The following is a 23,711-nucleotide window of genomic DNA, read 5'->3' on the forward strand; positions in this document are numbered from 1 at the left end:
ATAAAATACTGCCTCCTTTCTCAAATTTATAAAATATACTATATTTTAACTTTTTATAGAAAAATTTACAACCCATAAAAAAAATTTTTTTTATCCTAACAAATAAATGAAAGATTTTAAAAGAATTTTTTGCTTATCTGATAGTACAATTAAATAATACTAAACTCCATTTAAATAACGGATTTATTATAAACTTCCCTAATAAAGGATATAAACCCAATATTTTAAAATAATTTAAGATATAATTTTTATTTTTTAAACAGATTTTAGTATAAAATTGAATAAAATAGTATTAAAATAAAACTGCCCTTTATCCCTAAAAATAAGAATATCAGACAGTTTTAATTCTCAATTAACCCAGTAAATTTAGAAATAATTCTAAATATAAATTTTATCCCTTTTATCTATTTGATACTATTCCCCGTTTAAAAAATGAGAATAAATTTTTATAATAAGGTTGTTTGATATCTAATTTATAATCATTCAACTACATTGTTTTTTATTATTTTTTAGATATTTTGATTAATAAATATTTTTTCATATTACTATGTTTTTTCTTTTTTATTTTCGTAGGATTGCTCATTGCCGCAAAACCTTATCTTGCAGTAAAAGTTTATCCTAATAATTAAAATTGTGGCAAGATTGCTACGCAATAACCTATGGCTAGTCTACGACATTTTTCTGCACTGACAAAAAACTCGCTATGCTCAAACAGTTTTGCCAGCACAGAAAAATGCTCCGACGGATTAGTTTATAATTATAAAAATTATGGCGAAAGAAATACATTCGTACTTAGTTATTTTTCCTTTAACGAAATTTTGATTATTTAATTGTTTTTTATCTTTTCGTCTAATGGTCTGATGATAACTTTATATTTCATTTTCCAATCCCATTTTTTTACTAAATCTTCAAATGAAATTGCTTTTTCCTTGTATAACTTATATTCTTCATAAGCCTCAACAGCCAATTTGTAGTCCTCTTCATCTTCGATTTTTTCAAGAATTAAATCTAACATTACTTGGTTTAAATTGATATTATTTTCCTTAACATAGTTGTTTATTTTATCTTCTATGTCAGGATGAGCATTTATAGAAACGGTTATCATAAAGTTCACACCCTTTCTTGTTATTTTTGTTAATAAAATTTTAACATAAAAAATAATAAAAAACAACGAAAATATTTTATTAACTGCAATTTGTATCAAAAAAATTCCCGCAGAGGAAATTGCTCTATACGGGCATGACATTCTCCCTATTAGAATAGAAAAGATCATTCATGCAGAAAACAATGAAAGAAGTGAATAACATAAGCAGAATAGGTGGCTTTATAAAAAACTGTATCGCAAATGGATGATTAGTCAATGTTATGAATGTTGAAAAGAAGATTGACTTTAATCAGAAAATTAATGAAGAAATAGAATATCTGCCCAAAAGAAAAAAGGAGGGAAGTCATTCCCCTGTATGGGAAGCCCCTGCCTTTAATATATATTCCCTTTTTTCCTTATCATTGTTATCCCTCTGCATATATTTACATATGCTAGTAAACCCTGTTTCCGTATTTGTCCTTGCAGTAAGCATATCCATTTTCATTTCTATAACATCTTATATCTCTTCCATCTTGTCTCTCGCGATATTCACTCCATTCTTTTGGACTTAAAAGCTCACATCCCACGACAGACATAGCAAGTATAACCATCAATAAAATTTTCTTAAACATTGCATATCATTTCCTTCCGTTTAAATTATCTATTTATGTGAATATATTTCTTCGATTTTGTGTATTAACTATTTGTGTTCTTTTTAACTAAATAATATTTTAAGTTGAAATACAAAATTACATATAGCTAGTAAACTCTGTTTCCGTATTTGTCCTTGCAATAAAAATATCCATTTTGATCTTCATAACATTTTTCTCCTCTTTTTACTCTCTCTTGATGTGCTTCTTTCCACTCGTTAACATCAAAAAGACTGCAACTAGTAACCGACATCGCAAGAATAGCCAAGAGTAAAATTTTCTTAAACATTGTATATCATTTCCTTCCGTTTAAATTATCTATTTATATGAATATATTTCTTCGATTTTGTGTATTAACTATTTGTGTTCTTTTTAACTAAATAATATTTTAAGTTGAAATATAAAATTACATATAGCTAGTATGTTCTGTTTCCGTATCTGTCGATGCAGTAAGCATATCCACTTTCATCTCTATAACATTTTACGCCTCTTTCAGCATCTTCTCGATTTATTCTATCCCATCTTTTTGTATCAAGCAGCTCACACCCCACCACAGACATAGCAAGTATAACCATCAATAAAATTTTTTTAAACATTGCATATCATCTCCTTATGTTTTAAATATATTTCTCTCATTTTATGTATTGATTATTTGTGTTTTTTTATATTTTTATTATACAATATTTTAAGTTTGAATACAAATTGTTTTTTATATTTCTGCAGAAAATTTAATGAAAAATAAAATTATACCTAAATTACAATATAATTTTCTTAAATTATTTTATTTCAATACCTTCCAGTTCCAATAAAAACTCTTTTATATGGAGTCCTCCACCATATCCGACTAACTTTCCATTCATACCAATTACACGATGGCAAGGAATAAAAATTGAGATTTTATTTCGATTGTTTGCCATTCCGACTGCACGGACTGCTTTTTCGTTATTAATTGCAACTGCTATATCCTTGTAGGAACGGGTTTCGCCGTAAGGGATTGCTTCAAGAGCGTTCCAGACGGAAATTTGAAAAGGTGTTCCTTCTTTTAAAAGTGGTAAGTCAAAATTTTTTCGCTTTTTGGAAAAATATTCAAACAACTGATTTTTTGCCTTTTTTATTAACTCGGTTTCTTTAATTTGAAAATTATCATCATTTTTCAATTTTTCAATTTCATAATTCCAGATTACATCAGTAATATGAGAATCATTTTCTGTTGTGGCAAGTCCAATTTTTCCAATTGGAGTATTGGTTTCATAAAAATAGATATTTTTTTTCATTGTTATTAGCCTTTCTTTAATTATAGTAAAACTAGTTTAAAATAGAACTCAAAAATTATGACTATTTTACTCAAACCCTAAATTATATAATTTCTATCAGTTCAATTTTAAATAGGTTCGAGTATATAATCAAACTTCATTAAAATTTTTTAGAATTTTAAATTTTAATTATTTTGACATGTAGTCTAAATTATACTACATTAATCGATATTTTAAAACAAAATAATTTTATTATGGTTAAATTATGCGATTTAAGGTATAATATAGTAAATTATTAAAAATAGAATAGGGGAGATTTTATGGAAAGTTTTGAAGATGCTGAAAAAAGAGATTTTGTAGGAACTATATCAGGAATCGTCAAAATAGTTGGAATAATGATTTTTACGTGGAGTATTCTAATTTTTCAAAGAGGTATTTTTAGCAGTTATTATTTTAGTAGTGTTGCAAAAACAGGAGATTTGAAAGCTGGAGAAATGGTAACGCTTGTTCAGACGTTATTTAGCCTTGTTGTACTGATTATAGTAAGTATTATTTTTATAAAAATGATGAAGACTAGATTTGGTAAGGAAAATTTAAATAAAATAAAATTCTGGACTTTTGTTATAATAGTGATAACTATTGTTTTATTTGCACTTGGAGTGACTTTTTCGATGATAAATTCGATAGCTAAAAATATTGGGAGTATTTCTTTGAGTGATAAAATTACTATATTTTTTAAAACAGGAATTTTAGAAGGAATAAAAGGGATGCAGTTAATTGGATTTTTGTTGACAATGTGTTTATTTTCGATTAAAGTTTACGAGAATAATAAGAAAAAAAGTCTATTTGCAATAATTTTTGCTGGCATAAGTTCAATAATTCTAATGGTAATTTTTTATTTTGTTGGGCTATTTTTAGATTTATATCTGCTTCAAACAAGTCAAGGCTGGAAAATGGAAACACTCTCTGGATTTATAAGAGAAATAATGCAAAATGCAAATATGCAGGAAGTAGTGTTTAATTATTATTTTTATTTAACATCATCTGTTGTTGTAATATTTACAATAATATTAATTTTAAATGTTTTTCAGATAATAAAAAGAAACTTTATGGAGAAGAATAGTTTTTAAAACTGTTGAAAATATTGATGTTTAGTGATTAAAGTTTTGAAAAATGATATTTGTGTTTGTAATTTACTTTATTTAAAAAAAATTAAAATACTTGTTGACGAATCAATGTTTTAGTGATATACTTAATCCAAGATAAATTGATCGTTTGGATCATCGGTCTTGTCGTATTTAAATAAGTTATGACAAGACTTTTTTGTTTTAAGGAGAAGGGGAATGAAAGAGGAAAATTATTTATTAGAACAACAAATAGAAATTTTAAAAGAAAAAGGATTGATAATAAAAGATACGGCTTTAGGGAAGCAAATTTTACAACATTTTAATTTTTTTGATATTATTAAAGTGTATAAAAATTTATTTATAGTAAATAATGTTTTTGTCAAAAATACAACTATAGAAAAGGTATTTTTGTTTTATCATTATGATAGAGGGATTCAAAATATATTATTTAAATATAGTGTGTATATAGAAAGAATATTTAAAAATAGACTGGCAGAGATTCTATCACAAGAAATTGGAATAACTAAACAAGAATATTTAAATATAGAAAATTATACCGTAAGAAATAATAATAATTTAATTTTAAATAATACGTTAAAGGAAATAAGAGATATAGAAGGTATTTCAGAACATCCAAGTATTTTATTAAAAAAAATAACTTTTAGCACAACAATAAATTTGTATAATTTTTTAAATGAAAAATTAAAGGAAAAAATGATATATTTTAATTATAAGGATAATGAAAAGCAACAAGCGAAAAATTTGTTTAGAAATAGCCTTTATATAATTAGAAGGTATCGAAATGAAATAGCACACTCAATGGATTTTATAAATTATAGAGCTGAAAGATATATAATTTTTAGATATTTAAAAAAAATATTGAATGAATACGGATATATAAAATTAATGAACAAGAACGATTATTCCAAAAGACAAAGAGGTTCTAACGATATTTTTTCGATGATATTGTCAATAATACTGTTGTTAGGAAATGAATTTTTGAGAACAGAAATGCTGAAGGAATTAGAAATGTTTATAAATAAAGAAAATAAAGAAAAATTTAAAAGTTATGCTGAAATTACAAATCTTCCTGATAATTTTTTAGATAGATTGCAAGAAACATTAAAAGAAAAAAAGAATAATTACTTATTTAGAAGTTAATTTTTATTTGTATTTTTAATATTTAGAAAATTAAACAAAATTATAAAAAAGGAAATATAAAAAATGAATTTATTTGATGAAGTATATGAAGATAAGAAGCCGCTAGCATTTAGATACCGTCCAAAAAGTCTTGATGATTTTTATGGGCAGAAGAGATTGGTTGGGGAAAATGGGATTTTGAGGAAGATTATTGAACGTGGAAACTTTATGAATGCGATTTTTTGGGGAGCACCGGGAACAGGGAAAACTACACTTGCAGAAATAATTGCTGATAAAATGAATTACTATTACGAATATTTGAATGCTATAAAAGCTTCTGTAACTGATATAAAGAATATTTCTGACAAGGCACACAGCAGCTTTCACACAAATGGACAGCAGACACTCTTATTTTTAGATGAAATTCATAGATTTAACAAGCTGCAGCAGGATTCACTACTTGAAGATTTGGAAAATGGAAATATTATTTTAATTGGAGCGACTACTGAAAATCCTTATTATAACTTGAATAACGCATTATTATCAAGATGTATGGCATTTGAATTTAAGAAATTGAGTGAAGAAGATTTGCTTAAAATATTGAGAAATATTAATGAAAAGGAGAATTTTGGAATTTCAGATGATATTTTGGGATATATTTCGGAAATAATTGAAGGGGATGCAAGGCAGGCCATAAACATTTTGGAACTGATAACAAATGTTGGAGTGGAGTTTACGCTGGAAGAAGTAAAGGAAATTTTGAATACAAAAAAATCATATCACAGGACAGAAGACAAGTACAATACAATTTCAGCAATGATAAAAAGCATTCGTGGAAGTGATCCTGATGCGGCTGTCTACTGGATGGCGAAAATGCTGTCTGGTGGCGAAGATATTTTATATATTGCAAGAAGACTTGTGATTTTGGCTTCTGAAGACATTGGGCTTGCAAATCCGCAGGCTTTACCAGTTGCCGTGGCAGGACTTAATGCGATAAAGGAAATTGGAATGCCCGAAGCTAGAATCATCTTATCTGAAGTGGCAATCTATCTCGCAATTTCTCCCAAGAGCAATTCAGCCTACAATGCTATAAATTCAGCACTAAGCCACATTGAAAATGAAAAAATTCAGGAAGTGCCAGTTCATCTCACAAAAGTTGGAGCAAAAGACTACAAATACCCACACAATTATGAAAATCATTATGTAGACCAAATTTATATGAATGAAAAAATCAAATTTTATGAACATGGAGAAAATAAATTTGAAAAGGCGGCGGATGAGTGGTTGAAGAAGATTAAAAAGAATCAAAAATAAATTGTCTATTAAATTTTGGAAAATAGTTGGTATAAAAAATACTCAAACAATAGTGTGGTTAGTTGTCTGAGTATTTTTTTGAATATTTAATAACAAGCTGAAGGGTCATAGTTTTGTACAAAATTTCTTGCTGTGTCACGTTCACAGTCGTATTTAATGACTGAATCTCCAGACATTTTCCTTTCTATGAGCAATTTATTTAAATTGTATTCAGCTAACTGATTACTGCTGGCATTTGGTACATGAAGTATTAAACCGTATTCCATTTCTACTCCATTACTGATACCTGTTGCAGCCCAAACTGTACCGATATATTTTTTTAGAGAAGAAGTGCTGATATTTTTAAAGCCTTTTAAATTTATATATCCCTTTTTTCCTTTATCTTTTCCATCCAAAACTTGAACTAATACTTTGTTATTACTTCTTATTCCTTTTATTTCAACAAGTGTATAATCCATATCAGAAGCTGTAAATCTTCTTTCATATGGATCAAATTCTTTAGTTTCAGTCTTAGTTTCATTGATTTTGGTTTCATTTTTTTTGTTATTTTCTTTAGTCTGAGTTTGTACTGAAGCCATCATTTGATTTTCCAACTGTCGTTTTTCCTGCTCCTTTTGGACTTTTTCCATCTCGCTTATCTTATTTTTCATACTTACAAATTGGTAAATACCACCACCTATGATGATAAATCCTATAACTAGAACAAGAGCAATTATTACTCCAATTAGAATTTTTACTAAATTTTTGTTTTCAACATTATTATTTTCCATTTATATTTCTCCTAAAATTCTTAATGTATTAACATCTATTTAATTCCACATATTTTATACAAGTCAACATCAATATAAGGACTTTCGTTTATCCAAGAATTATGTACAAATATTTCTTCTATATCGCAATTCAATTTATTATTTACTTTCTCTTTCAAAGATAGGTTTTGAAATCCAATTGCTTGAAACATCTGCTATTACAAGTAAAGGATCTGCACATTCATTTCTTGATGTATCACAAGTTTCTATATCATAAAAATCAACCGAACGAAAACCATCGTGATCAATTTTATATGGAAAAACTGTTCTTAAATGTTTATAAGTTGCGATTACTCTGCTATTTGCTTCATCATGTTCCCATACAATATCTTTTGATTTTGCTTTTTTTGTAACATATCTTTGTGCAAGAAATAAAGGATATTCTCCTAAATAATTAATATTTAGTTCTTTAAAATAATTTTTTTTGCTATTTGTCATAGATTTTACACTAATTATTGCGTCATCACTCTTTTCGCAAGAAAATATAGAAACTAATAGTATAATCAAAAATATTTTTTTCATAATATGTTTTTCTTTCCTTTCTTTAATTTTATTGTTTATTAAAGTTTTATTTTTTTTTCAAATATTCCTTATTGACATATCCAAATTCTTCACCATCTAAAACTTGAACATAATACCAATTACCTTTTTCATTAATTAAACTTACAGTTTTTCCATTTTTTACCTTGCCACGAATTGTTGAATTGTTGTCAGGCTTTCTCATAAAATTAACATATCCATTTGGTGAATTTACAATATATTTTTCTCGCTTTGCTCTTTTTTCTTCTAAATCTTCATAATTATTATAGCCAGAAACAAAATCTTCCCTTCTTACAACATCTATTACGTTTCCGTGAATTTCAAAGTCTACTACTTCTTGATTAAAAACAATTCCAGAAGGTTTTCCATCAAAACCTTTATCATTATAAATTTTACAAAGTCTTTATTTTTATCAATACTATGAATCCAAACGTCTACGATATCACCAACACTGTGAGGATTACTTTCAGATTTACTGCTAAATATTTCAAAAAATTATTATATATTGAATTAAAAACAGCATCTTCAATATGAATCTCTGTAATTTTAGGATTAGGAGTACAATCTCCTAAATCTCCAAATCCATATGTGTCAACATCTTTTTCGTCAATATACTGTGTTCCAGAAACTTTAGTATTTTTGGAAAGTTTAATTATTACTGTACCTGTCTCATCTTGTCCCAAATAACTTCCATTCAAAGTGTCTACATTAATATCGTAAATCATTCCAGGATTACATTTCTCATAAGCCAATCCAACAATATTTATAACAAACAAACTTAGAATTAACAACAATTTTCTCATAATTCTTCTCCAATCTTTTAAAATACATTCTTACCAAGTAATATCATTTAATTTTTCTGCAATTTCCAAAGTTGATAATTTCTCTACATTTTTAATTTCCAAATCTGCTTTTAAGTCAAAAAGTCTAGAGCCTAGCAAACCATATTTTGAAGTTTTTTTAAATTTTGTTGGACAAAAATCATTATCGTCAAATAAAAAGAAAATATGTCCTTTTGAAATATCGCCATAGCCGTAAATTTCTGGAAATTCCCTTATTGCATTGATGATTCTGTTTTTTTCCTCGTTAGTAATTTTCACATTGCCTGAAATTTTTTTAGTAATTAATGTTCCTTCTTCTGTAAGCTCAGCCAAAAAAACTTTGTTTACTTTTCCAATATATTTCACTTCTTTTGCAGTATATATTCCAGTAAATTGATGGTTTGAATATCCTCTGGATTCAGGTTGGAAGTATAAATGATATTTTTTATTTAATTCAAAACTTTTATTACATGGAACGATTCTGAATACGTTTTTTATTAGACCCATTGAACCACAATAATAATAAAAATCTTTGGATAAACGGTATAGTTCTTCATTAAAAGGATATTCGTCCGCAATTTCCTGAAGGGAAGAAATTAATTCGGAAAAAGTTATTGAAACAAAATTAAAATTATAAATTCTTGTTTCTTGATTTATATATTTTATGGTAGTTTCATCAAAGGTAGAATCACTTATGTGAATTAATATATTTGTTTCGGATAAATTTTCATTTTTGCAGTAATTAATAAGTTTTTCTGTATTATCTAATCCTGCAATTTTGGTTTCAATAATGATTTTTGTTGCTTTTGTCTGGATATGCCCGTCGATAATTCCTCCTTCCTTTTGTGATTTTTGTTGTGTAAAAACGGGGATAATCTCATAATTGATGTTTTCTGGAAGAACACTGTTTATAAACAATTCATAAATTTTTGGATTTATTCTATATAAATTTGATAGAAGTAATAGAATATTATTTGTAATAGTATTCTCTCCTTTAGAATAAATTTGAAATGGATTAATAAATCCCATAAAAAAACCTCCTTATTTGTTTTAAAGTTATATTTCCCTTTTAATTATACTATTTTTTTTTTTGCTTATAAGGGAATTAAATTGTAGTTAATTTTATAGATTGTTGTATAATAATTTTAAATTTACAATTTTACAGTTGATAATAAATAATTTTATGTTATGCTTTATAAGCAAAAGATTAAAACATATATTAAAACAAAAAAAGCGATAAAAGACTGTCTTGTATTTGAGGCAGTTTTTTTATTTAAAAGTTAATAATTACACAACCTTGATAAATACAAGGGTTTGTGATAAAATAAATTAACAAAATATATTGGAGGAATGATGCCGAATGAAAAAAAGAGCTTTGATTAGTGTTTTTGATAAGACTGGGATATTGGAATTTGCACAGTTTTTAGATCAAAAAGGTGTGGAAATTATTTCTACTGGAGGGACTTACAAGTTTTTGAAGGAAAATGGGCTTTCTGTAATAGATGTTTCAGAAGTTACTAATTTTAAAGAAATGTTGGATGGAAGAGTGAAAACATTGCATCCGAATATTCATGGTGGAATTTTGGCGATTAGGGACAATAAGGAGCATATGGATACGATTGCGAAAGAAGGAATAGAGACGATTGATTATGTTATTGTTAATCTTTATCCATTTTTCAGGGAAGTTCAGACAGATAAGACTTTTGATGAAAAAATCGAATTTATCGACATAGGCGGGCCTACAATGCTTCGTTCGGCTGCAAAATCATTCAAGGACGTTACAGTTATCTGCGAAACAGAAGACTATGAGAAAGTTATGGAAGAAATTGAAAATAATGGGGAAGTTTCATTTGAAACAAAAAAAAGATTGGCTGGGAAGGTGTTTAATTTGACATCAGCTTATGATGCGGCTATCTCTAATTTCTTGCTGGAAGAGGAATATCCAAAATATTTGAATGTTTCGTATGAAAAGAAATTTGACTTGAGATATGGTGAAAATCCTCACCAATCGTCTGCATACTACGTTTCAACTACTGAAAATGGAAGTATGAAGGATTTTGTCCAGTTAAATGGAAAAGAATTGTCGTTTAATAATATTAGGGATATGGATATTGCTTGGAAAGTGGCAAATGAATTTGATGAAATTGCCTGCTGTGCTGTAAAACACTCGACTCCTTGTGGTGTGGCAGTTGCAGATGATGTTTTCATGGCTTACAAAAAAGCTCATGATTGTGATCCAGTATCAATTTTTGGCGGAATTGTTGCAATTAATAGAGAAATTGATGCAAAAACTGCACAGGAACTGAACAAAATTTTCCTAGAAATCGTAATTGCCCCAGCATTTACTGATGAAGCTCTTGAAATATTAAAATCCAAGAAAAATTTGAGAGTAATAAAATGTGAAGTTGCAAAACCGCAGGATAAAGTGGAATATGTAAAAGTTGACGGTGGAATATTAGTTCAGCAGACAAATCAGAAGATGATTGACAATATGGAAGTTGTAACGAAAAAACAGCCAACAGAGCAAGAATTAAAAGATATGGAACTTGGAATGAAAGTCGTAAAACACGTAAAATCAAATGCAATTGTGGTCGTAAAAGATGGAGCGGCAACAGGAGTTGGAACAGGACAGACAAACAGAATCTGGGCAACTCAGCACGCACTTGAACATGCCAAAGGAGACTTAGAATCACTGGAAGGAGCAATTTTGGCATCAGACGCATTTTTCCCATTCAGAGACTGTGTAGACGAAGCTGCAAAATACGGTATCAAAGCATTAGTACAGCCAGGTGGCTCAATTAGAGATAAAGAGTCAATCGAAGCTGCCGATGAACACGGAATGACAATGGTATTTACTGGCATCAGACACTTCAAACATTAAAATTAAACAAATATTTGTTTTTATAGATAAACTGTGTTAAAATGTATAAAAATGGGTAATCTATATCAAAATTTAAGAATAGAGGAACAATATAAAATTTAAAAAATAACATTATTCCAATTATATGATGGGATATAGACTACCCTAATATCGAAGGGGACTAAAACTACCTGTTCTTGTATACTCCTGCAATATTTCTGATATAGACTACCCTAATATCGAAGGGGACTAAAACCTCAATACCTGTATATTGAGTATTTTTTAACTGATATAGACTACCCTAATATCGAAGGGGACTAAAACTTTTACAGGTCTTACAACAGTATTTCCTACATGATATAGACTACCCTAATATCGAAGGGGACTAAAACCTTATTATATAGAAATAGATGTAACTATTATGATATAGACTACCCTAATATCGAAGGGGACTAAAACTAAATATGTGTTAAAAATTGAAACTGATAATGATATAGACTACCCTAATATCGAAGGGGACTAAAACAGATTTTTTGACTGGGTGGTTGAATCGTGTTGATATAGACTACCCTAATATCGAAGGGGACTAAAACGGAAAAGCAGTAAATAAACCAATAGATGATTTGATATAGACTACCCTAATATCGAAGGGGACTAAAACCCATACTTCAAATACTTCTGTCAATACTTTTTGATATAGACTACCCCAATATCGAAGGGGACTAAAACTCTCGTTATTTATTGCCTTTGCAAGAAGTTCTGATATAGACTACCCCAATAACAAAGGAAATTAAAAAATATGTATAAGGAGTTATAAACCCTTTATTCTTACCGTTTTATTTTTCCTTACCAAATTTAACTGTAGATTCTAGTATGATTATTTTAATTTCAATTTGTTGTTTTATATTTTTATATAAAGTTAAAGCAAAAATTTTAAAGTGTTTTATAAATAACTTTTGAACTCAACAGTTGGATAAGAGAAATAAAAGAACAAATTTTAGATGAGTAATATGAAGCGAACCATTCATAAATCACAGAAAGGAGAAAACAACTTTTGAAAAAAATCTTATTTTTTTTATTTTTATCCAGTTTATGCTTTTCAAATACCTGCAACTGGGTAAGTGAACCCAATCAAACTTTAAAGAAATACATTGGTGTAATTAAAAAGCATAACCTTATCAGCAAAGTTTACTGTGATAATAACGACACTTTAATGGCTTACTGGCGAAGTAACGATGAAAATGATATTGACATAGGATTAATGCTTAATGACATTAATGCTAAATCGCTGAGTCTAGATGAAGCAGTCAATGCATTTAACACATTTGTGAAGAAAGTTGGAATATTTGATGAAGTGAAATTAAATCGAAGAAAAGAGGATTTAATACCAGAAAACGTAAATATAAGACTTTATATGTATAATCCTGATTATGAAGACACTTATATGCTTTACAAAATTGTCTACAACTTTACTAATGATACAACTTCATATTATTACAATGAGAAGTACTTCAGTCATTACGCAGGATTTATTGATGAAGTCAGAAAAATGGAAAATCTTTATCCTACTAATGATATAATTTATTAAGATAAAGAAATTATTGAATGGTTTAATTAGATATTTATAAAAGCAAAAATCTTTTGAAATGAAGTACAAACCTATGAATTTATATATAAATAATAATATTAGAGGGAATGAAGCTTTACTGAAAGGATACAAAAGAATACAATTTAGAAAAAGAGTTTAAAAGTGTTATCTGAATATAGACTAAAAACTGAGAAAAATAGATTTTATAGGGTTAATTTTGGTTTAAAAATATAAAAAATGGAGGAAACCAAAATGAAAAAAATTTTTGTGATATTAACATTGGTATTTGTTAGTGTAAATACATTTTCAGAAACGTTGCATTTCAAGAATTGTAAGGAAGCACGTGCAAAAGGATACAAAAACATAAAAAAAGGCGAGCCAGGATATGCAAAACATTTAGACAGGGATAAAGATGGAATAGCTTGTGAAAGTAAATAAATTAAATGTAGAGTTGTTTCTTGATAGAGATAACTCTTTTTTTAAAATTAGCAGATGGTAGGAATGAAATAGGTAAACTATTAAAGATAAAAAATTGAAAGGAACATTTTTTTTAATATATTTTTGTAACAAATGTTTGACATCTATACATAAATATAAAAAAGAAATTAAATATTAAATTGACAAATTGAAAAAATTATGTTATTATACTTGAGGATTGTTAAATTAGTTATATAATGGGACTGTAGCTCAACTGGTCAGAGCAACCGACTCTTAATCGGTAGGTTGTGGGTTCGATCCCCACCAGTCCCACCATCATCTTCTATAAAATAAAATATTAATGTGTGATAAGAGTTTTAGGCTCTTATTTTTTTTCTATAAATTTAGTATTAATTATGATATTTTCTAAAATTTTTTTTAAAGTGATTTTATGAAAAATTCTTTAGATTTTTTGTAATACACTATACAATCTATATTATTTTAAAATTTTAAAAGACTTTAAAATAAAAAATATGGTATAATTTATTGAATAAAATATATTTGAATATAAGATTGAATAAATATAGAAAATGTTTAGTAGTGAAAAATAAAAAATTAAAGAGGAGCAATGTTTTTTATGAGAAAGAATATTTTTAAGATATTAGTAATGTTAATTTTATTAGGAAATATTGGGTTTGGAGAATATATTAAAAAGAATGGAAGAGTTTATTATAGGCAAGATGAGTCTTACTCTGATTTAGAAGAAGTGAAAAAAAGTTTTAGAGAAATAGAAAAGGAAGAAAATTTTTATAGAATACTAGGTATTCAGTATTTTCCAGCAGATATGGATACTTTTCAAGATATAAACGGAGAATATGGAAAGGACAAGGATAGGATTTTTTTTGAGAAAAATGAAATACATGAAGCTGATTTAGCAAGTTTTGCGGTTGTCAAAGGAAATATATCGAAGGATAAAAATTTTGTTTACAATATGGGAGATAGAATTTATCTGAAAGATGAAAATGAGATTGATATTGAAAACGAAAATATGAGAAAAAGAATAGATTCTGCTACTTTAAAAGTATTTAATTCACCTGACAAAAATAGTGTTCGTTATATTGGAGATAAAAATGGAATTTATTATGTATTGAATGATGCTCAAAAAATAAAAGGATCTGACTTTAAAACGTTTGAAGAACTAGGATATTCTTATGCAAAGGATAAAAATAACATCTATTTTGAAAACAGGAAAATTAAGGGAGCGGATATTTCAAGTTTTGAAGTTCTAGAAACTGGATATGCAAAAGATAAAAATAGTTTCTATTCAGAAGGAAAAAAAGTAAAGGGTATAAGTAAAAACTCATTTAAAGCACCTAGTGAAAATTCAGCTCAAAAAGATAAAACGATTGTAGGACTTTTGGAAGTTGATGACAATAATGTTTATAATATTGGTGAGCCTTTAAATATAAGTCCGAAAAATTTTTCCTTAATTGGTGAGAGAAATGATTATGTAAAAAATGATAAAGGAGTATATTTTATAGATATTTACAACGTATCTAAGCCGACTGTAGTAGAAAAATTACCAGTAAATCCGAATAAGTTTAGAGTTATAAAGAAAAATTACCTAAAAGATGACAAAATTGTTTATTATAATAATAATCATGGCAATCTAAAAGTCGAAGGAGCAGATGCGGCAAGTTTTCAGGAATTGACAGAAAATTATGGAAAAGATAAAAATTATATTTATTTTGGCGAACAAAAAATTGAAAATTCAGATTCAAGTAGTGTAAAAGCAATAACTGATGTTATTTTAAAAGATAAAAAGAATGTTTATTACGTTGGACAAAAATTAGAGGGAATTAATGATGTAGGGACTTTTGAAGCGATTAGCGATGTAAAAGGACTAAATGGATTTTATGCAAAAGACAAGTATAATATTTATTTTATTTCGGCTTTTGATTTTTCTGAAAAAGTGAGAAAATTGGAAGGATTGGATGTTAATAAAATAAAAGTTTTGAATGAGTATTATGTAAAAGATAACAAAGAAGTTTATTGTCTTGGAGAAAGAATTGATTATACGGATGCTGGAAGTTTTAAGGTAAATAATGAGTATAGTTCACAAGGAGAAGATAAAAATAGAAAATATGAATATTGCAGAATTGTAAAATAAACTTCAATTTTTTTAAAATTAAACTTTTAATTTATAAAATTTGTTATAAAAATGATTTAATTACAAAAATATCTTGACATGAAAATAAATTAATGATAATATTTGTATATGAAAATTTTAAGAATAAATTTTAAATAAAATTAGGAGGAAAAATGTCAGCGATAGTGTTTTCAAGTATATGGGTAGTGATTTTGATTTTACTGTTCTTTTTATTGATTCATATAAATGTGAATTTAAAGAAAAAATTTAAGTTTTCTACAAGGATAATAATTTCTACAGTATTAGGATTTGCTGCGGGAATTGTATTTCAATCAACGTTAGGATTAGTGGGAGGGGCTGAACATGAGGTTGTTATAAAGAATGTGACAAATGCAGCTTCGTTAGTAGGGAGAGGATTTACGAGCCTTTTAAAAATGATAGTTATTCCGTTAGTTGGGCTATCTGTTTATAATTCGATAATTAATTCTAAAAATAATGAAAATTTGAAAAAACTTACCATAAAATCAGTAGTTTATTATACAGCGACTGTGGCTATTTCGGCGATTATTGGAATTGTAATTGCAATGACATTTAAGCTGGGAGTTGGAATGAAATTGCCTGAAGGAATGGAAGCATGGGCTGGAAAAGGGGAATATAAAGGTCTTGTTGATGTTGTAGTCTCGTTTATACCGTCAAATATTTTTAAGGCTATGACAGAAACAAGTGTTATTGGAGTAGTGATATTTACAGCGTTTTTAGGATTTGCAACAAACCGAGTTGGATTAAAAAATCCTGAGAAAATAAAACCTTTGAAGGACGTAACAGAAGCATTATTTTCAGTAATGACAAGCGTTACGATTACAATAATAAAAATAATTCCGTATGGAGTTGCGGCATTGATGTTTGATTTGACAGCTTCTTATGGGCTTGAAGTATTTAAAAATCTTGTTACATATCTGATTGTAATGTTTATTTCATTAGGACTGGTTGTAATAATGCAATCTTTAAATCTTGCAATACACGGTGTAAATCCACTAAGATATTACAAGAAAGTAACAGCACCGTTAGTTTTATCATTTACAACAACTTCAAGCATGGGAACTTTACCTGTAACAATTGAAACATTGGAAAAAGAAGTAGGAGTAAGTTCACCAACAGCAAACTTTACAGCAACACTAGGGACAACAATAGGAATGAATGGTTGTGCAGGAGTATTTCCAGCAGTAATAGCAATAATGATTGCCAATATGAACGGCATTGCAATTACTCCAGTATTTCTAATAAGCCTTATAACAGTGATTGCATTAGGGTCGTTCGGTATGGCAGGAGTACCAGGAACAGCCTACATCGCAGCAACAGTCGTACTAGGTGGAATGGGATTGCCTTTTGCTCCAGTAGCTTTAGTACTGCCAATCGACTCAATAATAGATATGGGACGTACAGCAATAAATGTAAACGGTGCAATGGTAGTTTCAACTGTTGTAGACAAAGAAATGGGAACTTTTAATGAAGAAGTTTTTAAAGGGGAAAGAATAAGCGAAGCATAATAAATTTTTTAAAAATTTCTAAAGCAGTAAATTTATAGTTTCTCTTAAAATTTTTGCTTTGTCTATGTTATTAATAAATCTGTAATTAGATAAGTAATTTAATAGATTAACAAGGATTGATTTCTGTGTAAAACAGGAGTTAATCCTTTTAATTTTTCTAAAAATGAAAATTAAAGATATTGACTAAAATTTAATACAAGGTATAATTTATAATGAAAAACAAAAAAATTAATAAAAAATAGGAGTGGTTGCTATGAGAAAAATCAGAATATTTTTATTATTTTGCTTAATGTTTATTTTTAGTACAAATTTACTAGCAAATGACTGGGAATTTGGTTCGGAAGGTGGACATATTGTTCCAATGAATGTGTCTAATATTGCTATAAAGAGTGAGAAACTTCATTTTAAGCTGGAAAAAGTGAAGGGGGAGTATGGACCAGTAAATGAAATGTTGGTAACTGTAAGATTTGTGTTTGACAGTCCTGAGGCTGGGGAGAAATACATTGGATTTATTACGCCTGAAGGTGGAAATGAGGAATGGGATGAAGTTAATCATTTTAAAAATTTTAGAACTATTGTAAATGGGAAAAGCGTAAATACAGTTTCTTACAGATTAACCGATTTTGTTCCAAAGGATGTAAAGAAACTTGAAGAAGTGAAAAAATATTTTAAGGAATATAATGAAGAAAAGGCAAAAGAGGAAGCCGACTATTATAAAAGAAGCTATGTTTATTATTTTAAAGCAAACTTTAAAAAGGGAGAAAATGTAATTGAGCATAGCTATCGTTACGATGGAAGTGGCGGTGTCGGATATGTTGACTTTAACTATGTCTGGTCTACTATTTCAAAATGGAAAAATCAAAAAGTGGATGACTTTGAAGTAATTGTTGAGCCTGGAAATGCTTTGATTGCAATACCTGAAATAAAGATGAAGAATGGAAAATATATAGACTGGAAATTAGCTGGAGAAGGAAATATTGATTATGGATACAAAAGTTATTACGATAGAGATGGGCAATATAAAGTTCTTTATGCAAAATTGAAAAAAGGATATTTACATTTTAAAACAAAGAATTTTAGTCCTGAAGATGAATTTAACTTATCAGAAATAGCATATCTGAACGGTAATTATTCTTTCCCTGAAAAGACTGAAAAAGGCTTTAAATATAGAGATGAATTAACAAAAGCGGCTTACACTTCAGAATATTTAACACCAGATGAATTAAAGGAACTTTCTGATGAAGAGTTGAAAATAATGAAAAACTACCCTTATGCAGTCGCAGGTTATGATTTTTCTGATAAAAAATTAAAAGATTATTTCTCAAAATTCTTATGGTATATTCCAATTGGAAAAAATATGGAATTAACAAAAGATGACTATGAAGTTATTAATAATGTGGATAAGATTATAAAAAGCAGAGGAAAATAGACGGTAAAAGAAGAGGTTACAATGAAAGTTGTAGCCTTTTTTGTTTTGATAAAAGATGTTATAATAAGTTTAAAATAAAAATTGGAAAGTGAAAAGAGAAATTGAAAAACATTAATTTAGTATCGAGAAAAATATTGAATACGGATTTTAAGCCTAAGATGGAAATATTCCTGTATTTAGAATATGAATGTTGGTTACTGGATTGTCCACAGCATTTGATAATTGATGAGGATTGAAGAAATATGAAAGGAATAAAATTATGAAACAAACACAAAAAGAATGGGCAAGATATATTCAGGATGAAATCAAAAAAAATGATAGTTACGATAATTATAGGCATGCGTTTGTTGAATATAAGGATTATTTGGAGGAATGTCTTTTGGAAAATCCACAAGATGTAGAAAAGGTTTGTCAATTAGCGGCAGTTTATAATGAATTAAATTATCAATGGGATGATATTTATAAATTATTGAATGAATTTATTAAAAAATATGAAAATGAATTGACTGATGAGGAAAAATCACGGATTTATACTAATTTAGGTTTTTATTATGATGATCAGAGATATGGCAGTAAGAGAGCAATTAGAACTTTGAGAAAGGCTGTTGCATTTAATCCAAATAATTCTAAGGCTTATTATGGACTTGGGGCGGATTATTATGGTGCTAGGAAATACGATAAGTCGGAAGAAATGTATAAAAGAGCTTGTGATCTGGAAAATAATCCAATTTATAACTTTGAATATGCGAATTTGCTGATGGTTAATGGAAAATATGAAGAGGCGAAAATAATTTTGGAAGAATTAATAAAAAAAGATTTTGAGTTTGGAAAAGAAGATTTTGCTAAGATAAAATATAGTTATATTGCGAATAAGGTTCAGTTGAAGGAATTTGTAAATATTGAGGCTCAAATTGATGAATTAATGTTAGAAAATATTGATAATGATTATTTTTTTGGTAGTGATTTAGAAAGTCTGTATTATTTATCTGAGAATTATAAAAAACTTGTAGAAATTTATTTAAAAATAGACGCTCAAGAGGATTGCCAAGTACCATACGAGGAACTACCAATTTATTTTTATTCATTAAAGCGATTAGATAAATTTGATAAATTAGAAAAATCTTTTGAGAAAGCATTGAAATTTAAAAATGAAGAAATAGAAGATGTTAAAAATGGAGAATTTAAAAGAGAGTGGACAAAATCTGAGAAAAAAGAAGAAATTAGGGAGATAAAAAGACAAATAAAGAATTTGAAGGTAGAATATGAAAAAATATTGAAAACAGATTATAAACCAGAAGTAAAAATTTATCCTAAATTTTTATATGACTGTTTTTTGATAGATTGTCCACGACATCAGAAATTAGATTAGGAGGAAAATTGGAAAAACAAAAAAATTTAGAAAGAAAAACGATAAAAGAATGGATAAAATATATTCAAGAAAAAATTAGAAATAATAGTGATTACGATTCTGTTTATGAAGAGTATAAAATATTTTTGGAAAATAAATTGAAAGAAAAGCCCAAAAATGTGGAAGTTGTTTGTCAATTAGCAGCAGTTTATAATGAATTAACTTATCAATGGGAGGATATTTATAAATTATTGAATGAATTTATTAAAAAATATGAAAATGAATTGACTGATGAGGAAAAATCACGGATTTATACTAATTTAGGGTATTATTATGATGATCAGAGAGATGGAAGTAAGAGAGCAATTAGAACTTTGAGAAAGGCTGTGGCGTTTAATCCAAATAATTCTAAGGCTTATTATGGACTTGGGGCGGATTATTATGGTGCTGGGAAATACGATAAGTCAGAAGAAATGTATAAAAAAGCTTGTGAATTAGAAAATAATCCGATTTATAAGTTTGAATATGCGAATTTGCTGATGGTTAATGGAAAATACGAAGAGGCGAAAATAATTTTGGAAGAATTAATAAAAAAAGATTTTGAGTTTGGAAAAGAGGATTTTGCTAAGATAAAATATAGTTATATTGCGAATAAGGTTCAGTTGAAGGAATTTATAAATATTGAGGCTCAAATTGATGAATTAATGTTAGAAAATATTGATAATGATTATTTTTTTGGTAGTGATTTAGAAAGTCTGTATTATTTATCTGAGAATTATAAAAAACTTGTAGGAATTTATTTAAAAATAGACACTCAAGAGGATTGCCAAGTACCGTATGAGGAACTACCAATTTATTTTTATTCATTAAAGCGATTAGATAAATTTGATAAATTAGAAAAATCTTTTGAGAAAGCATTGAAATTTAAAAATGAAGAAATAGAGAGCATTAAAAATGGAGAATTTTTAACAGAATGTACGAAATCGTATAAAAAAGAAGAAATTAGAGAGATAAAAAGACAAATAAAGAATTTGAAGGTAGAATATGAAAAATATTGAAAACAGATTATAAACCAGAAGTTAAAATTTATCCTAAATTTTTGTATGACTGTTTTTTGATAGATTGTCCACGGCATCAGAAATTAGATTAAAAAGTTATGAAAGAAAATAAAATTTATTTGGAAATAATGATACATGATTGATAGAAATAAATAATTTTCAATTTTTTGCATTTAATATTACAGGAAAATGTGATAAAATATATTCAAGAAATATAAGGAAACAAGGTAGTTGGAAATGTAGAAGTTCTGAAGGAGGAAATGATGAAAATATTGATTGTAGGTGCTGGTGGAAGAGAGCATGCGATTGCTTGGAAACTTTCTCAAAATGAAAAGGTGGAAAAAATATTTATAGCTCCAGGAAATGCCTGTGTAGAAATGTTACCAAATGCTGAAAGTGTGAATTTAGGATCAATCGATGAGTATATTTCATTTGCAAAAGATAATAATGTAGAATTGACAGTTGTGGGAAGTGAAGAATTGCTTGTTCAGGGGATTGTAGATGAGTTTCATAAAAATGGACTGAAAATATTTGGGCCTGATAAAAAGGTTGCGATTCTTGAGGGAAGTAAGGCATATTCTAAGGATTTTATGAAAAAATATGGAATAAAGACGGCAGTTTATGAAATTTTTGATAATTCTAAAAAGGCAAAGGAATTTTTGAATAACTGGAAAGATTTTCCTGTGGTTATAAAGGCTAGCGGACTTGCAGCTGGAAAAGGTGTTATTATTGCTCAAAATCTAAATGAAGCTATTAAGGCTGTGGAAGATATAATGGTTGGTGAGAAATTTGGAAATGCCGGAAATCAGGTTGTAATTGAAGAATTTCTAGATGGAGTAGAAGCTTCGATTTTATCATTTACAGACAGTAAAGTGATTGTACCGCTGTTGTCGGCAAAGGATCATAAAAAGATTGGGGAAGATGAAACTGGATTAAATACAGGAGGAATGGGAGTTATCAGTCCAAATCCTTTTGTTACGGATGAAATTTTTGAAAAATTTAAGTCAGATATAATGGAGCCAACTTTAAAGGGAATACAGTCTGAAGGGATGGATTTTGCAGGAGTAATTTTCTTTGGACTTATGATTACTAAAAAAGCTGTTTATTTGCTTGAATACAATATGAGAATGGGAGATCCAGAAACTCAGGCGGTATTACCGCTTCTGGAAAATGACTTGCTTGAGTTAATAGAAAAATCTTTTGAAAAAAAATTATCGGAAGTTAAAGTAGATTGGAAACCATTACATTCATGCTGCGTAGTAGCTGCTGCAGGAGGTTATCCAGAAAGTTATAAAAAAGGCGATGAAATTACAGGAGTTCTTGACTTTAAAGAAACTAACGATAACAAAGTATTTATCTGTGGAGCAAAAGTTGAAAATGGAAAATTGTTGACTAATGGCGGAAGAGTATTAAATGCTGTAGCTCTTGGGAATACACTGGAAGAAGCACAAAAAAAAGCGTATGAACTTTTGAAAACTATAAATTTTGAAGGAATGTATTTTAGAAAAGATATTGGCGGAAGGTTTTATTAAAAAATAAATAGTAATAAAAAAGACTGTTTTGAATTTTAAACAGCCTTTTTTTATTGTTATTTATCTTCTTGGACTCCAAGTTTTGATAGCTTTTGCTAATTGTTTCTGATATTCAGGTTCACCTTCCTGAGCAATGTAATAGATATTTCCGTTAGCTTCAATGTAGTACATTATTAATACACTTCCATCATCATATTCTATTGCCACTTGTTCCCCTTCGTAACCATTTATGTTAACGCTGCCTTCAAAAATGTTATCTTCAGGAGTTCCTAGATTAATATATTTTTGAATGATTACTTCAGCTGCTCTTTTTGCAGTACCTCTTCCGTTAGTTGCAACAATATCTAAAGTTATAATATTTGTGTTATCTATTGATACTTGTTTGGCTGTAGGTGAAGCATCAGGATCTCCAAATTCATACCAGTTTGTAGGAACAGTTATATATCCAACTCTAGGACTTCCGAATCTTATACTTGAACCTGAATTTCCTTTTGCAAATGTAAATACTGACATCACAACAAATAGTGATAGTATAATTTTTCTTAAACTTTTCATTTTAAAACCTTCTTTCTCTTTTCATTTTTAATTAAAACAAATATTAGTTATGTTTTCTCCATTCTAAGCATTCTCCAGTAGAAACTCTTGAGACAGCACAATAACGTTTTGATTCTTCAATAGTATGACCACGTAGCTCTCGATCTGCCTTTTCACTTCCTGCAAGTGCCATTAAGCTTGTACAGCTGCTAAATGATGACATTGCCAGAATAATTGTTAAAAGCTTAAAACTCTTTTTCATAATAATCATTTCCTTTCTATCTTCTTTTAACGGTAATTATTTTTCTGTAATATAATTATAAGACATCTTTTAAAAAAGTCAATATACAATTTATAAAATTACAATATTTTTTACGGTAATTAAAAAACTGTTTTAAAAACACAAATAAAATATTTATTTGTAAGAAAAGTATGATTAATTACAAAGAAATATTTAATTTGCAAATTAAGGAATGTATGATATAATTATTAAAAGTTATAATATTCTTGA

General features: G+C 28.0%; 24 protein-coding genes, 1 tRNA gene and 1 CRISPR repeat array. Of the genes, 13 read left to right on the plus strand and 12 right to left on the minus strand.

Translation table 11 applies throughout. From position 1 onward, the window contains the following. Positions 1 to 826 precede the first annotated feature (826 nt). The 5 genes from FVE75_RS11230 to FVE75_RS03740 form a co-directional block, all read right to left on the minus strand. Positions 827 to 1,246 carry a DUF6290 family protein gene (locus FVE75_RS11230; RefSeq protein WP_232052615.1) on the minus strand — a complete coding sequence of 140 codons (420 nt, stop codon included), beginning with the start codon at positions 1,244 to 1,246 and terminating at the stop codon, positions 827 to 829. Between the two features lie 290 nt (positions 1,247 to 1,536). Then, complete coding sequence (locus FVE75_RS03725; RefSeq protein ID WP_147005273.1) at positions 1,537 to 1,716, minus strand: hypothetical protein; 180 nt, start codon at positions 1,714 to 1,716, stop codon at positions 1,537 to 1,539. A gap of 127 nt (positions 1,717 to 1,843) precedes the next feature. Next, a complete protein-coding gene (locus FVE75_RS03730) occupies positions 1,844 to 2,023 on the minus strand; it encodes a hypothetical protein (protein ID WP_147005274.1) in 180 nt (59 codons plus the stop codon). A gap of 127 nt (positions 2,024 to 2,150) precedes the next feature. Continuing rightward, a complete protein-coding gene (locus FVE75_RS03735; protein ID WP_147005275.1) occupies positions 2,151 to 2,330 on the minus strand; it encodes a hypothetical protein in 180 nt (59 codons plus the stop codon). 180 nt (positions 2,331 to 2,510) lie between these two features. Beyond that, complete coding sequence (locus FVE75_RS03740) at positions 2,511 to 3,008, minus strand: methylated-DNA--[protein]-cysteine S-methyltransferase (RefSeq protein ID WP_147005276.1); 498 nt, start codon at positions 3,006 to 3,008, stop codon at positions 2,511 to 2,513. 299 nt (positions 3,009 to 3,307) lie between these two features. On the opposite strand from FVE75_RS03740, the gene FVE75_RS03745 reads away from it, so the two are divergent. From FVE75_RS03745 to FVE75_RS03755, 3 genes are all read left to right on the plus strand, one after another. After that, positions 3,308 to 4,117, plus strand: a complete 810-nt coding sequence (locus FVE75_RS03745; RefSeq protein WP_232052616.1) for a hypothetical protein — start codon at positions 3,308 to 3,310, stop codon at positions 4,115 to 4,117. Between the two features lie 213 nt (positions 4,118 to 4,330). Next, positions 4,331 to 5,275, plus strand: a complete 945-nt coding sequence (locus FVE75_RS03750; RefSeq protein WP_147005277.1) for an Abi family protein — start codon at positions 4,331 to 4,333, stop codon at positions 5,273 to 5,275. A gap of 63 nt (positions 5,276 to 5,338) precedes the next feature. Beyond that, a complete protein-coding gene (locus FVE75_RS03755; protein WP_147005278.1) occupies positions 5,339 to 6,568 on the plus strand; it encodes a replication-associated recombination protein A in 1,230 nt (409 codons plus the stop codon). Between the two features lie 86 nt (positions 6,569 to 6,654). Here FVE75_RS03755 and FVE75_RS03760 read toward each other — a convergent pair whose 3' ends face one another. The 5 genes from FVE75_RS03760 to FVE75_RS03775 all read right to left on the minus strand — a co-directional run bounded on the left by FVE75_RS03760 (position 6,655) and on the right by FVE75_RS03775 (position 9,767). Continuing rightward, positions 6,655 to 7,338, minus strand: coding sequence for a hypothetical protein (locus tag FVE75_RS03760; protein ID WP_147005279.1), 684 nt, complete (start codon positions 7,336 to 7,338; stop codon positions 6,655 to 6,657). Positions 7,339 to 7,476: 138 nt separating this feature from the next. Beyond that, positions 7,477 to 7,899, minus strand: a complete 423-nt coding sequence (locus FVE75_RS03765; protein ID WP_147005280.1) for a hypothetical protein — start codon at positions 7,897 to 7,899, stop codon at positions 7,477 to 7,479. Between the two features lie 46 nt (positions 7,900 to 7,945). Continuing rightward, positions 7,946 to 8,101: an SH3 domain-containing protein gene (locus FVE75_RS11235; RefSeq protein ID WP_232052617.1), complete on the minus strand. Its 156-nt coding sequence runs from the start codon at positions 8,099 to 8,101 to the stop codon at positions 7,946 to 7,948. A 250-nt stretch (positions 8,102 to 8,351) separates the two neighbouring features. Further along, entirely contained in the window at positions 8,352 to 8,720 is a 369-nt protein-coding gene (locus tag FVE75_RS11240) for a hypothetical protein (RefSeq protein WP_232052618.1), read from the minus strand. Positions 8,721 to 8,750: 30 nt separating this feature from the next. Beyond that, complete coding sequence (locus FVE75_RS03775) at positions 8,751 to 9,767, minus strand: hypothetical protein (RefSeq protein ID WP_147005281.1); 1,017 nt, start codon at positions 9,765 to 9,767, stop codon at positions 8,751 to 8,753. A 331-nt stretch (positions 9,768 to 10,098) separates the two neighbouring features. Here FVE75_RS03775 and purH point away from each other — a divergent pair, with 331 nt between their 5' ends. The 10 genes from purH to purD all read left to right on the plus strand — a co-directional run bounded on the left by purH (position 10,099) and on the right by purD (position 22,666). After that, entirely contained in the window at positions 10,099 to 11,619 is a 1,521-nt protein-coding gene (gene purH, locus FVE75_RS03780) for a bifunctional phosphoribosylaminoimidazolecarboxamide formyltransferase/IMP cyclohydrolase (protein WP_147005282.1), read from the plus strand. Between the two features lie 130 nt (positions 11,620 to 11,749). Next, positions 11,750 to 12,395: direct repeats of the CRISPR family, unit length 37 nt; unit sequence TGATATAGACTACCCTAATATCGAAGGGGACTAAAAC. 257 nt (positions 12,396 to 12,652) lie between these two features. Beyond that, positions 12,653 to 13,186 (plus strand): hypothetical protein, encoded by a 534-nt coding sequence (locus FVE75_RS03785; RefSeq protein WP_147005283.1) that lies wholly within the window; start codon positions 12,653 to 12,655, stop codon positions 13,184 to 13,186. A 252-nt stretch (positions 13,187 to 13,438) separates the two neighbouring features. Then, complete coding sequence (locus FVE75_RS03790) at positions 13,439 to 13,624, plus strand: excalibur calcium-binding domain-containing protein (RefSeq protein ID WP_197735202.1); 186 nt, start codon at positions 13,439 to 13,441, stop codon at positions 13,622 to 13,624. 238 nt (positions 13,625 to 13,862) lie between these two features. Then, positions 13,863 to 13,939 (plus strand) — tRNA-Lys (locus tag FVE75_RS03795). Positions 13,940 to 14,240: 301 nt separating this feature from the next. After that, the gene (locus FVE75_RS03800; RefSeq protein WP_172618768.1) at positions 14,241 to 15,773 is read left to right on the plus strand and encodes a DKNYY domain-containing protein; all 1,533 of its coding nucleotides are present in this window, start codon (positions 14,241 to 14,243) and stop codon (positions 15,771 to 15,773) included. 152 nt (positions 15,774 to 15,925) lie between these two features. Next, on the plus strand, positions 15,926 to 17,299 hold the full coding sequence (locus FVE75_RS03805) for a cation:dicarboxylate symporter family transporter (RefSeq protein WP_147005286.1): 1,374 nt from the start codon (positions 15,926 to 15,928) through the stop codon (positions 17,297 to 17,299). Positions 17,300 to 17,552: 253 nt separating this feature from the next. Continuing rightward, positions 17,553 to 18,728 (plus strand): YARHG domain-containing protein, encoded by a 1,176-nt coding sequence (locus FVE75_RS03810; protein WP_147005287.1) that lies wholly within the window; start codon positions 17,553 to 17,555, stop codon positions 18,726 to 18,728. A 259-nt stretch (positions 18,729 to 18,987) separates the two neighbouring features. Further along, a complete protein-coding gene (locus FVE75_RS03815) occupies positions 18,988 to 20,097 on the plus strand; it encodes a tetratricopeptide repeat protein (RefSeq protein ID WP_147005288.1) in 1,110 nt (369 codons plus the stop codon). Positions 20,098 to 20,105: 8 nt separating this feature from the next. Then, on the plus strand, positions 20,106 to 21,134 hold the full coding sequence (locus tag FVE75_RS03820; RefSeq protein WP_232052619.1) for a tetratricopeptide repeat protein: 1,029 nt from the start codon (positions 20,106 to 20,108) through the stop codon (positions 21,132 to 21,134). Positions 21,135 to 21,397: 263 nt separating this feature from the next. Next, positions 21,398 to 22,666: a phosphoribosylamine--glycine ligase gene (purD, locus tag FVE75_RS03825; protein ID WP_147005289.1), complete on the plus strand. Its 1,269-nt coding sequence runs from the start codon at positions 21,398 to 21,400 to the stop codon at positions 22,664 to 22,666. A gap of 60 nt (positions 22,667 to 22,726) precedes the next feature. Here purD and FVE75_RS03830 read toward each other — a convergent pair whose 3' ends face one another. Both FVE75_RS03830 and FVE75_RS03835 read right to left on the minus strand, forming a co-directional pair. Then, on the minus strand, positions 22,727 to 23,221 hold the full coding sequence (locus tag FVE75_RS03830) for a hypothetical protein (RefSeq protein WP_147005290.1): 495 nt from the start codon (positions 23,219 to 23,221) through the stop codon (positions 22,727 to 22,729). Positions 23,222 to 23,264: 43 nt separating this feature from the next. Beyond that, the gene (locus FVE75_RS03835) at positions 23,265 to 23,462 is read right to left on the minus strand and encodes a hypothetical protein (RefSeq protein ID WP_147005291.1); all 198 of its coding nucleotides are present in this window, start codon (positions 23,460 to 23,462) and stop codon (positions 23,265 to 23,267) included. Positions 23,463 to 23,711: the final 249 nt, after the last annotated feature.

This window comes from Leptotrichia hongkongensis, from assembly GCF_007990635.1.
GTDB lineage: Bacteria > Fusobacteriota > Fusobacteriia > Fusobacteriales > Leptotrichiaceae > Leptotrichia > Leptotrichia hongkongensis.